Origin of the sequence: Copranaerobaculum intestinale (assembly GCF_009831105.1) — a bacterium.
GTDB classification, from domain to species: Bacteria; Bacillota_I; Bacilli_A; order Erysipelotrichales; family Erysipelotrichaceae; genus Copranaerobaculum; species Copranaerobaculum intestinale.
Genome location: NZ_WUUQ01000002.1, coordinates 464,082 through 475,985, shown reverse-complemented (window position 1 = coordinate 475,985; position 11,904 = coordinate 464,082). Strand labels below are relative to the sequence as shown.

Below are 11,904 nucleotides of genomic sequence, written 5' to 3'. Positions count from 1 at the left end.
GATTTTGAAAGGAAGTGAACTTATGAAAACAAAAAATCAAGAATCAAAAGGTCGTTCCCCACTCTTTAAGACCATCAAACATTCATTCAGCCAATAAAAAAGAAAGGATAGGTAAAAATATGGAACTTAAATTTGTGATTCCCAACATGGAAAAAACATTCGGCAATTTAGAATTTGCTGGCGAGGATAAAGTCGTTCAGCGAAGAATCAACGGACGGCTAACTGTCTTATCAAGAAGCTATAATCTCTATTCTGATGTTCAAAGAGCAGATGATATTGTGGTGGTGCTTCCTGCTGAAGCTGGCGAAAAACATTTCGGCTTTGAGGAACGTGTGAAGTTAGTCAATCCACGTATTACCGCAGAGGGCTACAAAATCGGCACTCGTGGTTTTACAAATTACCTTTTACATGCTGACGACATGATAAAAGAATAAAGAAAGAGAGGAAAAATGATGAGATTAGCAAATGGCATTGTATTAGATAAAGACACGACTTTTGGAGAATTGAAATTCTCTGCTCTACGTCGTGAAGTGAGAATCCAAAATGAAGACGGGTCGGTTTCAGATGAAATCAAGGAACGTACCTATGACTTAAAATCCAAAGGACAAGGACGCATGATTCAAGTAAGTATTCCTGCCAGCGTGCCTTTGAAAGAGTTTGATTATAACGCACGGGTGGAACTTATCAATCCCATTGCGGACACCGTTGCTACTGCCACCTATCAAGGAGCAGATGTTGACTGGTATATCAAGGCAGACGATATTGTGCTGACAAAGGATTCTAGTTCATTCAAAGCTCAACCACAAGCAAAGAAAGAACCGACACAAGACAAATAGTCGCTAGGTAGAAAGGAGACTTTTTCGCATGAAACAGCGTGGTAAAAGGATTCGCCCATCTGGTAAAGATTTAGTCTTTCATTTTACGATAGCGTCACTCCTGCCTGTTTTCCTGCTGGTTGTCGGACTGTTTCATGTGAAGACAATCCAGCAGATCAACTGGCAGGATTTTAACCTATCACAAGCAGATAAGATTGACATTCCCTATTTAATTATCAGTTTCAGTGTCGCAATTCTTATCTGCTTGCTGGTAGCGTTTGTATTCAAACGGGTTCGCTATGATACGGTTAAACAACTTTACCACCGTCAAAAACTGGCAAAGATGATACTTGAAAACAAGTGGTATGAATCTGAACAGGTCAAAACAGAGGGTTTCTTTAAAGATAGTGCTGGTCGTACAAAGGAAAAGATAACCTACTTCCCTAAAATGTATTATCGACTTAAAAATGGCTTGATACAGATACGGGTGGAAATCACGCTGGGAAAATATCAAGACCAACTCTTACACTTGGAAAAGAAATTAGAGAGTGGCTTGTACTGTGAGCTGACGGATAAAGAGTTAAAGGATTCCTATGTGGAATATACTTTGCTCTATGACACCATAGCCAGTCGTATTTCTATTGATGAAGTAGAAGCTAAAGATGGTAAACTTCGCTTAATGAAAAACGTATGGTGGGAATATGATAAGCTCCCTCATATGTTGATTGCTGGTGGTACAGGTGGCGGTAAAACTTACTTTATACTGACACTGATTGAAGCCTTGCTTCATACAGATTCAAAACTGTATATTCTTGACCCGAAAAATGCTGACCTTGCGGACTTAGGTTCTGTGATGGCAAATGTCTACTATAGAAAAGAAGACTTGCTTTCTTGCATTGAAACATTCTATGAAGAAATGATGAAACGTAGTGAGGAAATGAAGCAGATGAAGAACTATAAGACTGGCAAAAATTATGCTTACTTAGGTCTCCCGGCACACTTCTTAATCTTTGATGAATACGTCGCTTTCATGGAAATGCTGGGAACAAAAGAAAACACCGCAGTTATGAATAAGCTGAAACAGATTGTCATGTTAGGTCGTCAAGCTGGCTTCTTTCTAATACTGGCTTGTCAACGTCCAGACGCAAAATATTTAGGCGACGGAATCCGTGATCAGTTTAATTTCAGAGTGGCTTTAGGTCGTATGTCTGAAATGGGCTATGGCATGATGTTTGGCAGTGACGTACAAAAGGATTTCTTCTTAAAGCGAATCAAAGGTCGTGGCTATGTTGATGTAGGAACAAGTGTCATATCAGAGTTTTATACTCCCCTTGTACCAAAAGGATATGATTTCTTGGAGGAAATTAAAAAGTTATCCAACAGCAGACAGTCCACGCAGGCGACGTGCGAAGCGGAAGTCGCAGGTGTGGACTGATCTTGCTGGCTGGTGTGGCAATAGCCACGCCAGCACTTAACCCCCCGTATCTAACAGGGGGGTACAAATCGACAGGAAACAGTCAAAAAAACATTAGAAAATCCTTTGGTTACAAGGGATTTACAAAATTTCAGCGTATGTCAAATGGGCTTTAAAAGTTGACATACGCCTTTTTGATTGGAGGGATTTTTACTGAATGAACAAACTTGGTTACAGCATTTAAAAGAAAAACGCTTGGCTTATGGACTATCTCAAAACCGTTTAGCTGTTGCGACTGGTATTACAAGGCAGTATCTAAGCGATATTGAAACAGGAAAAGTCAAGCCATCAGAGGATTTACAGCAGTCCCTTTGGGAAGCTCTGGAACGCTTCAATCCCGACGCTCCCCTTGAAATGCTGTTTGATTATGTAAGGATTCGCTTTCCGACAACAGACGTACAGCAGGTGGTCGAAAACATCTTACAACTGAAACTGTCCTATTTTCTTCATGAGGACTATGGTTTCTATTCTTATTCAGAGCATTATGCTTTAGGCGACATATTCGTCCTTTGCTCCCATGAACTGGACAAAGGAGTTCTGGTGGAATTGAAAGGTCGTGGGTGCAGACAATTTGAAAGCTATCTTCTGGCACAACAAAGAAGCTGGTATGAGTTCTTTATGGACGTTTTGGTGGCTGGCGGTGTGATGAAACGCCTTGACCTTGCCATTAACGATAAGACAGGGATTTTGAATATCCCTGTACTCACTGAAAAGTGCCAACAGGAAGAATGTATCTCCGTCTTCCGCAGTTTTAAAAGCTATCGCAGTGGCGAACTGGTACGCAAAGAGGAAAAGGAATGTATGGGAAACACCCTCTATATCGGTTCATTACAAAGTGAAGTTTATTTCTGTATCTATGAAAAGGACTACGAGCAGTACAAGAAAAATGATATTCCCATTGAAGACGCAGAAGTAAAAAACCGTTTTGAGATTCGATTGAAAAATGAGCGTGCCTATTATGCAGTCCGTGATTTACTCGTCTATGACAATCCAGAGCATACCGCCTTTAAAATTATCAATCGGTATATCCGTTTTGTAGATAAAGACGATTCCAAACCTCGTTCTGATTGGAAACTGAATGAAGAATGGGCTTGGTTTATTGGGAACAATCGTGAACGATTAAAACTAACCACAAAACCAGAGCCTTACTCCTTCCAAAGGACGCTGAACTGGCTATCTCATCAAGTTGCCCCGACCTTAAAGGTTGCGATTAAACTTGATGAAATCAACCAGACGCAGGTTGTAAAAGACATTCTCGACCATGCGAAACTGACAGACCGACACAAGCAGATTTTGAAGCAACAGTCAGTAAAAGAACAGGACGTGATAACAACAAAAAAATAACTCAAATACAAATTCATTGAATATAGAGAGGAGAACATTTTTATGAATTTTGGACAAAACCTTTATAACTGGTTTCTATCAAACGCTCAATCACTGGTGCTTTTAGCAATCGTTGTGATTGGCTTGTATCTTGGCTTCAAGCGTGAGTTTAGCAAACTGATTGGCTTTTTAATTATTGCGATTATTGCGGTTGGCTTAGTCTTCAACGCTGCTGGAGTAAAAGACATTTTACTAGAGCTATTCAATCGCATTATTGGTGCTTAAATAAAACCGTTCTTTTGTGGAATATAAGTGGTTTTCTTATGTTCCGCAAAGGAATGGTACACCAAACGAAGTGCGGTAGGGATTTTTGAATCTCTACAAAGAAAGGACGTGAATATATGGACGATATGCAAGTCTATATTGCGAATTTAGGCAAATACAATGAGGGCGAATTGGTCGGTGCGTGGTTTACCTTTCCCATTGACTTTGAGGAAGTCAAAGAGAAAATCGGCTTGAATGATGAATATGAGGAATACGCCATTCATGACTACGAGTTACCCTTTACGGTTGACGAATACACTTCCATTGGCGAACTCAATCGACTATGGGAAATGGTATCGGAATTACCCGAAGAATTACAATCGGAGCTATCTGCTCTGCTCACTCATTTTTCAAGCATTGAAGAACTAAGCGAACATCAAGAGGATATTATCATTCATTCCGATTGTGATGATATGTATGACGTGGCACGCTACTACATTGAAGAAACGGGTGCTTTAGGCGAAGTACCAGCTAGTCTTCAAAACTATATTGATTATCAAGCCTATGGTCGGGATTTAGACCTTTCAGGAACGTTTATCTCAACCAATCATGGGATTTTTGAAATCGTCTATTAAATCTGTCGGTACATTACTACTGGCAGATTTTCTATTTTACGGGGTGGCTCAATCAGCTACCCCTATTTTTTATGAAAGGATTGATTACATGAAGAAAATACGAAGCTATACCAGTATCTGGTCTGTGGAAAAGGTACTGTATTCTATCAATGATTTTAGACTTCCGTTTCCCATAACCTTTACGCAAATGACATGGTTTGTCGTGTCACTCTTTGCAGTGATGATACTTGGCAACTTGCCCCCTCTTTCCATGATAGAGGGAGCATTTCTCAAATACTTTGGGATTCCTGTGGCTTTCACATGGTTTATGTCTACAAAAACTTTTGATGGTAAAAAGCCTTATGGATTTTTGAAGTCTGTCATTGCTTATGCACTGCGACCAAAGCTGACCTATGCAGGAAAAAAAGTAACGCTTGGCAGAAACCAGCCACAAGAAGCCATTACAGCAGTTAGGAGTGAATTTTATGGCATATCCAATTAAATACATTGAAAACAATCTCGTCTGGAATAAAGACGGGGAATGTTATGCTTACTATGAGCTTGTTCCTTACAATTACTCATTTCTAAGTCCAGAACAGAAAATACAAGTGCATGATTCTTTCAGACAGCTTATCGCACAAAATCGTGATGGCAAAATTCATGCTTTACAAATCAGTACAGAATCCAGCATACGTTCTGCACAAGAGCGTTCCAAAAATGAAGTCACTGGCAAGCTCAAAGCGGTTGCCTATGACAAAATCGACCAACAGACAGACGCTTTAATATCCATGATTGGCGAAAATCAAGTGAACTACCGTTTCTTTATCGGCTTTAAGTTGCTTCTCAACGATCAGGAGTTTTCTATGAAAAGTCTTACCGTTGAAGCAAAAAATGCTTTGTCTGATTTTGTCTATGATGTGAACCATAAGCTGATGGGCGATTTTGTTAGTATGAGTAATGATGAAATCCTGCGTTTTCAGAAGATGGAAAAGCTCTTAGAAAATAAAATCTCTCGTCGTTTCAAAATCCGCAGGTTAGATAAGGACGACTTCGGCTATCTGATTGAACACCTTTACGGACAGACAGGCACTGCCTATGAAGAGTATGAGTACCATCTATCAAAGAAAAAGCTGGATAATGAAACGCTGATTAAATACTATGACTTGATTAAGCCTACTCGCTGTTTGGTGGAAGAAAAACAGCGATATTTGAAAATCCAGCAGGAAGATGAAACCGTCTATGTAGCTTACTTTACCATTAACAGCATTGTCGGAGAACTGGACTTCCCGTCCTCTGAAATCTTCTACTACCAGCAACAGCAATTTACATTCCCGATTGATACGTCAATGAATGTGGAAATTGTAGCGAATCGTAAAGCCCTATCTACTGTCCGCAATAAAAAGAAAGAACTGAAAGACTTGGATAACCACGCTTGGCAAAGTGATAATGAAACCAGCTCCAATGTGGCGGAAGCTCTGGAAAGTGTGAATGAGCTGGAAACCAATTTAGACCAAAGCAAGGAATCTATGTACAAGCTGTCTTATGTGGTAAGGGTATCAGCAAATGATCTTGACGAACTCAAACGTCGTTGTAATGAAGTGAAAGATTTTTATGACGATTTAAGCGTAAAACTGGTACGACCATTTGGGGATATGCTCGGCTTACATGAAGAATTTTTACCTGCCAGCAAGCGTTATATGAATGATTATATTCAATACGTGACCTCTGATTTCCTCGCTGGTTTAGGTTTTGGTGCTACTCAAATGCTGGGGGAAAATGAGGGGATTTATGTTGGCTACAGCTTAGATACTGGACGCAATGTCTATCTGAAACCTGCTCTTGCCAGTCAAGGGGTTAAGGGTTCAGTAACCAATGCGTTAGCGTCGGCTTTTGTTGGTTCGCTGGGTGGTGGTAAATCCTTTGCGAATAACCTTATCGTCTATTATGCGGTGCTTTATGGGGCACAAGCAGTGATTGTAGACCCAAAAGCAGAACGTGGCAGATGGAAAGAAACCTTGCCAGAGATTTCCCATGAAATCAATATCGTCACTCTGACTTCTGATGAGAAAAACAAAGGCTTACTTGACCCTTATGTGATTATGAAAAATCCCAAAGATTCTGAATCACTGGCTATTGATATTCTGACATTCCTTACGGGGATTTCCTCTCGTGATGGGGAACGCTTCCCAATCCTTAGAAAAGCCATTCGTGCAGTAACCAATAGTGAAGTACGAGGGTTGATGAAAGTGATTGAGGAATTACGGGTTGAGAATACGCCACTAAGTACCAGTATAGCCGACCATATCGAAAGTTTTACAGACTATGACTTTGCACATTTATTATTCAGTAATGGTTATGTGGAGCAGTCTATCAGCTTAGAAAAACAACTGAACATTATACAGGTTGCGGACTTGGTACTTCCCGACAAGGAAACTTCCTTTGAGGAATATACCACTATGGAGCTTTTATCCGTTGCTATGCTGATTGTCATTAGTACCTTTGCTTTAGACTTTATCCATACAGACCGAAGCATTTTCAAGATTGTAGATTTAGACGAAGCATGGAGCTTTTTACAGGTAGCACAAGGAAAAACACTATCTATGAAGCTGGTTCGGGCTGGTCGTGCTATGAACGCTGGGGTATATTTCGTGACCCAAAATACAGACGACCTCTTAGATGAAAAACTGAAAAATAACCTCGGCTTAAAATTTGCATTTCGTTCCACTGACCTTAACGAGATTAAAAAGACCTTAGCCTTTTTTGGTGTAGACCCAGAGGACGAAAACAATCAGAAGCGATTGCGTGATTTGGAAAACGGGCAATGCCTTATCAGTGATTTATATGGTCGTGTCGGTGTGATACAGTTCCACCCTGTATTTGAAGAACTGCTCCATGCCTTTGATACCAGACCACCTGTGCGAAAAGAGGTGTAAATGTGAAACCATCAATAGTAAACAGAATAAAATCAAACTGGACGCTGAAACGTCTAGGTAAAGTGGCAATGACAGTGGCTTTCACACTTGTGATTGCCATTTTTCTTTTAGCCATGCTGGGAACGGTGGTTCAAGCTGCGGGCTTGGTAGATGATACGGTCAATGTGGCAAATGAATACAGCCGATACCCACTTGAAAACTATCAACTGGATTTTTATGTGGATAATAGCTGGGGCTGGCTTCCGTGGAACTGGTCGGACGGGATTGGAAAACAGGTCATGTATGGACTATATGCCATTACCAATTTTATTTGGACAATCAGTTTGTATGTTTCCAATGCGACAGGTTACTTAGTACAGGAAGCCTATTCCTTAGACTTCATTTCCGCTACAGCAGATTCCATTGGTAAGAATATGCAGACCTTAGCTGGTGTGAGTGCAAACGGATTTTCAACAGAGGGTTTCTATGTTGGATTCCTCTTACTCTTGATTTTGGTTCTTGGGGTTTATGTTGCCTATACGGGACTGATAAAGAGAGAAACCACAAAGGCAATTCATGCCATTATGAATTTTGTGCTGGTGTTTATCCTATCGGCTTCCTTTATTGCCTACGCTCCCGACTACATTAAAAAAATCAATGACTTTTCATCAGACATCAGTAATGCCAGTTTATCACTTGGCACGAAGATTGTCATGCCCCATTCCGATAGTCAAGGCAAGGACAGCGTGGACTTAATCAGAGATAGCCTGTTTTCCATACAGGTTCAGCAACCGTGGCTACTGCTTCAATACAACAGTTCAGACATTGAAAGTATCGGTATTGACCGTGTGGAAAGCCTGCTCTCCACCAGCCCAGATTCCAACAATGGCGAAGACAGAGAAAAAATTGTTGCGGAAGAAATTGAAGACAGAAGCAATACCAATCTAACCATTACAAAGACCATTAACCGTTTAGGTACAGTCTTCTTCCTATTTGTCTTCAATATTGGGATTTCCATATTTGTATTCCTATTAACAGGAATCATGATTTTCTCGCAGGTACTTTTTATCATCTATGCTATGTTTCTGCCTGTGAGCTTTATTTTAAGCATGATTCCATCATTTGATGGTATGTCAAAACGAGCCATAACAAAGCTCTTTAATACCATTTTGACACGAGCTGGAATCACATTGATTATTACGACAGCATTTAGTATTTCAACCATGCTCTATACCTTATCGGCTGGTTATCCGTTCTTTTTGATTGCTTTTCTACAGATTGTGACCTTTGCAGGAATCTACTTCAAGCTGGGCGATTTAATGAGTATGTTTTCTCTACAGAGTAACGATTCTCAAAGTGTGGGAAGTCGTGTGATGAGAAAACCTCGTATGCTTATGCACGCTCACATGCACCGTCTACAGCGGAAACTTGGACGTTCCATGACTACTCTAGGGGCTGGGTCTGCCATTGTTACAGGTAAAAAAGGACAGTCGGGTTCGGGGAGTTCTGCAAGGACACAAGCAGATCACTCCCGACCAGACGGAAAGGAAAAATCAACACTTGGAAAACGTATCGGTCAAACCATCGGTACAGTAGCTGATACCAAAGACAGAATGGTAGACACTGCTAGTGGTTTGAAAGAACAGGTTAAAGATTTGCCGACCAATGCAAGATATGCAGTATATCAAGGAAAATCCAAAGTAAAAGAGAATGTCCGTGATTTAACCAGTAGTATTTCTCAAACCAAAGCGGACAGAGCCAGTGGACGCAAGGAACAGCAGGAACAAAGGCGAAAAACCATTGCGAAGCGTCGCTCTGAAATGGAACAGGTCAAACAGAAAAAACAGCCTGCTTCTTCTGTTCATGAAAGACCGACTACAAGACAAGAACAATATCATGATGAACAGACCTCAAAACAGTCTAATATTCAGACTTCATATAAGGAATCTCAACAAGCCAAACAAGAGCGTCCAGCAGTTAAGTCCGATTTTTCAAGTCCAAAAGTGGAACGCCAAGGCAATACCGTTCAAGAAAAAACCGTTCAAAAGCCAGCAACTTCAACCACTACAGCAGATAGAACTTCACAACGTCCAATCACAAAAGAACGTCCGTCTACTGTTCAAAGAGTACCACTACAAAATACAAGAAGTAGACCACCAATCAAAACCGCCACCATTAAGAAAGTCGGTAAGAAACCATGAAGTTGAAAACTTTAGTGATTGGTGGTTCTGGATTATTCTTGATGGTCTTCTCACTGCTTCTGTTTGTTGCCATTTTATTTTCAGATGAACAGGACAGCGGAATTTCCAATATTCATTATGGAGGTGTGAATGTTTCCGCAGAAGTGCTGGCTCATAAGCCTATGGTAGAAAAATATGCCAAAGAATATGGCGTTGAAGAATATGTCAACATACTTCTTGCGATTATACAGGTGGAATCGGGCGGTACTGCGGAAGATGTTATGCAGTCCTCGGAATCCCTCGGTCTTCCACCTAATTCATTGAGTACAGAAGAATCCATTAAGCAAGGTGTGAAGTATTTCAGTGAATTATTAGCCAGTAGCGAAAGGCTCAGTGTAGATTTAGAATCGGTTATCCAGTCCTACAATTATGGTGGTGGTTTCTTAGGGTATGTGGCTAATCGTGGAAATAAATATACCTTTGAACTGGCTCAAAGTTTCTCAAAAGAGTATTCAGGTGGCGAAAAAGTGTCTTACCCCAATCCCATAGCCATACCTATCAATGGGGGCTGGCGATACAACTATGGCAATATGTTTTATGTGCAACTGGTAACGCAGTATCTTGTCACAACAGAGTTTGATGATGATACGGTACAAGCCATCATGGACGAAGCACTGAAATATGAGGGCTGGCGATACGTTTACGGTGGAGCTTCCCCGACTACTTCTTTTGATTGTAGCGGACTGACACAATGGACGTATGGAAAAGCTGGAATTAACTTACCACGAACCGCACAACAGCAATATGATGTGACCCAGCATATCCCACTATCGGAAGCACAAGCTGGCGATTTGGTTTTCTTTCATTCTACCTATAACGCTGGCTCTTATATTACTCATGTTGGGATATACCTTGGCAATAACCGTATGTTTCATGCAGGCGACCCAATCGGTTATGCCGACTTAACAAGCCCCTACTGGCAACAGCATTTAGTGGGAGCAGGACGAATCAAACAATGAGAAAGGAAGATTTAATGATGAAATTTAGAAAAAATCAGAATAAAGAAAAACAGATACCAAAGGAAAAGAAACCTCGTGTCTACTATAAGGTCAATCCTCATAAAAAGGTTGTGATTGCCTTGTGGGTACTTTTAGGGCTTAGTTTCAGCTTTGCGATATTCAAGCACTTTACAGCTATAGATACTCATACTATTCACGAAACAACTATCATAGAAAAGGAATACGTTGATACTCATCATGTAGAAAATTTTGTAGAGAACTTTGCGAAAGTCTACTATTCATGGGAGCAATCCGATAAGTCCATTGATAATCGAATGGAAAGTCTAAAAGGCTATCTGACAGATGAACTTCAAGCTCTCAATGTTGATACAGTACGCAAAGATATTCCTGTATCGTCTTCTGTAAGAGGATTTCAGATATGGACGGTAGAGCCAACTGGCGACAATGAGTTTAATGTAACCTACAGTGTAGACCAGCTCATTACAGAGGGAGAAAATACAAAGACCGTCCACTCTGCTTATATAGTGAGTGTCTATGTAGATGGTTCTGGAAATATGGTACTGGTTAAGAATCCGACCATTACCAACATACCTAAGAAATCAAGTTATAAACCAAAAGCCATTGAAAGTGAGGGGACGGTTGATTCCATTACAACCAATGAAATCAATGAGTTTTTAACGACGTTCTTCAAGCTCTATCCTACAGCGACAGCCAGTGAACTTTCCTACTATGTGAATGACGGGATATTAAAACCAATCGGAAAAGAGTACATCTTTCAAGAACTGGTAAATCCTATTCACAATCGTAAGGATAATCAAGTCACGGTATCGCTGACAGTGGAGTATATCGACCAGCAGACCAAAGCAACGCAGGTATCTCAATTTGATTTGGTACTTGAAAAGAACGGGAGTAATTGGAAGATTATAGAATAACAAATATTGGTACATTATTACAGCTATTTTGTAATCACGTACTCTCTTTGATAAAAAATTGGAGATTCCTTTACAAATATGCTCTTACGTGCTATTATTTAAGTATCTATTTAAAAGGAGTTAATAAATATGCGGCAAGGTATTCTTAAATAAACTGTCAATTTGATAGTGGGAACAAATAATTGGATGTCCTTTTTTAGGAGGGCTTAGTTTTTTGTACCCAGTTTAAGAATACCTTTATCATGTGATTCTAAAGTATCCGGAGAATATCTGTATGCTTTGTATGCCTATGGTTATGCATAAAAATCCCAGTGATAAGAGTATTTATCACTGGGATTTTTATGCCCTTTTGGGCTTTTGAATGGAGGAAA

General features: G+C 40.3%; 12 protein-coding genes. All 12 read left to right on the top strand.

Annotated elements, in window-relative coordinates:
* Positions 1-119: 119 nt before the first annotated feature.
* Positions 120-434 (top strand): YdcP family protein, encoded by a 315-nt coding sequence (locus GSF08_RS07090; RefSeq protein WP_000420682.1) that lies wholly within the window; start codon positions 120-122, stop codon positions 432-434.
* Positions 435-449: 15 nt separating this feature from the next.
* Positions 450-836: a YdcP family protein gene (locus GSF08_RS07085; RefSeq protein ID WP_000985015.1), complete on the top strand. Its 387-nt coding sequence runs from the start codon at positions 450-452 to the stop codon at positions 834-836.
* A 28-nt stretch (positions 837-864) separates the two neighbouring features.
* A complete protein-coding gene (locus GSF08_RS07080; RefSeq protein WP_000813488.1) occupies positions 865-2,250 on the top strand; it encodes an FtsK/SpoIIIE domain-containing protein in 1,386 nt (461 codons plus the stop codon).
* A 177-nt stretch (positions 2,251-2,427) separates the two neighbouring features.
* Positions 2,428-3,633, top strand: a complete 1,206-nt coding sequence (gene mobT / locus GSF08_RS07070) for a MobT family relaxase (RefSeq protein WP_000398284.1) — start codon at positions 2,428-2,430, stop codon at positions 3,631-3,633.
* 42 nt (positions 3,634-3,675) lie between these two features.
* Positions 3,676-3,897: a hypothetical protein gene (locus tag GSF08_RS07065; RefSeq protein WP_001009056.1), complete on the top strand. Its 222-nt coding sequence runs from the start codon at positions 3,676-3,678 to the stop codon at positions 3,895-3,897.
* A 116-nt stretch (positions 3,898-4,013) separates the two neighbouring features.
* Positions 4,014-4,511, top strand: a complete 498-nt coding sequence (locus tag GSF08_RS07060; protein WP_000342539.1) for an antirestriction protein ArdA — start codon at positions 4,014-4,016, stop codon at positions 4,509-4,511.
* A gap of 88 nt (positions 4,512-4,599) precedes the next feature.
* Positions 4,600-4,992 carry a conjugal transfer protein gene (locus GSF08_RS07055; RefSeq protein WP_000723888.1) on the top strand — a complete coding sequence of 131 codons (393 nt, stop codon included), beginning with the start codon at positions 4,600-4,602 and terminating at the stop codon, positions 4,990-4,992.
* Positions 4,976-7,423 (top strand): conjugal transfer ATPase TcpF, encoded by a 2,448-nt coding sequence (gene tcpF, locus GSF08_RS07050; protein WP_000331160.1) that lies wholly within the window; start codon positions 4,976-4,978, stop codon positions 7,421-7,423. The genes GSF08_RS07055 and tcpF overlap by 17 nt, the downstream gene beginning before the upstream one ends.
* Positions 7,424-7,425: 2 nt before the next feature.
* Positions 7,426-9,603 (top strand): CD3337/EF1877 family mobilome membrane protein, encoded by a 2,178-nt coding sequence (locus GSF08_RS07045; RefSeq protein ID WP_000804748.1) that lies wholly within the window; start codon positions 7,426-7,428, stop codon positions 9,601-9,603.
* Entirely contained in the window at positions 9,600-10,601 is a 1,002-nt protein-coding gene (locus tag GSF08_RS07040; RefSeq protein WP_000769868.1) for a bifunctional lytic transglycosylase/C40 family peptidase, read from the top strand. Before GSF08_RS07045 ends, GSF08_RS07040 begins: the two co-directional genes overlap by 4 nt.
* Positions 10,598-11,533 (top strand): conjugal transfer protein, encoded by a 936-nt coding sequence (locus tag GSF08_RS07035; protein ID WP_001224320.1) that lies wholly within the window; start codon positions 10,598-10,600, stop codon positions 11,531-11,533. Before GSF08_RS07040 ends, GSF08_RS07035 begins: the two co-directional genes overlap by 4 nt.
* A 274-nt stretch (positions 11,534-11,807) precedes the next feature.
* A complete protein-coding gene (locus GSF08_RS07030) occupies positions 11,808-11,894 on the top strand; it encodes a tetracycline resistance determinant leader peptide (protein WP_012386611.1) in 87 nt (28 codons plus the stop codon).
* Positions 11,895-11,904: the final 10 nt, after the last annotated feature.

Bases quoted from the DNA above. Each gene is read 5' to 3' on its own strand.
- GSF08_RS07030 (WP_012386611.1), top strand. From the start codon at position 11,808: ATGCTTTGTATGCCTATGGTTATGCATAAAAATCCCAGTGATAAGAGT.
- tcpF (WP_000331160.1), top strand. From the start codon at position 4,976: ATGGCATATCCAATTAAATACATTGAAAACAATCTCGTCTGGAATAAA.
- GSF08_RS07040 (WP_000769868.1), top strand. From the start codon at position 9,600: ATGAAGTTGAAAACTTTAGTGATTGGTGGTTCTGGATTATTCTTGATG.
- GSF08_RS07080 (WP_000813488.1), top strand. From the start codon at position 865: ATGAAACAGCGTGGTAAAAGGATTCGCCCATCTGGTAAAGATTTAGTC.
- GSF08_RS07035 (WP_001224320.1), top strand. From the start codon at position 10,598: ATGAGAAAGGAAGATTTAATGATGAAATTTAGAAAAAATCAGAATAAA.
- GSF08_RS07055 (WP_000723888.1), top strand. From the start codon at position 4,600: ATGAAGAAAATACGAAGCTATACCAGTATCTGGTCTGTGGAAAAGGTA.
- GSF08_RS07065 (WP_001009056.1), top strand. From the start codon at position 3,676: ATGAATTTTGGACAAAACCTTTATAACTGGTTTCTATCAAACGCTCAA.
- GSF08_RS07060 (WP_000342539.1), top strand. From the start codon at position 4,014: ATGGACGATATGCAAGTCTATATTGCGAATTTAGGCAAATACAATGAG.
- GSF08_RS07090 (WP_000420682.1), top strand. From the start codon at position 120: ATGGAACTTAAATTTGTGATTCCCAACATGGAAAAAACATTCGGCAAT.
- GSF08_RS07085 (WP_000985015.1), top strand. From the start codon at position 450: ATGATGAGATTAGCAAATGGCATTGTATTAGATAAAGACACGACTTTT.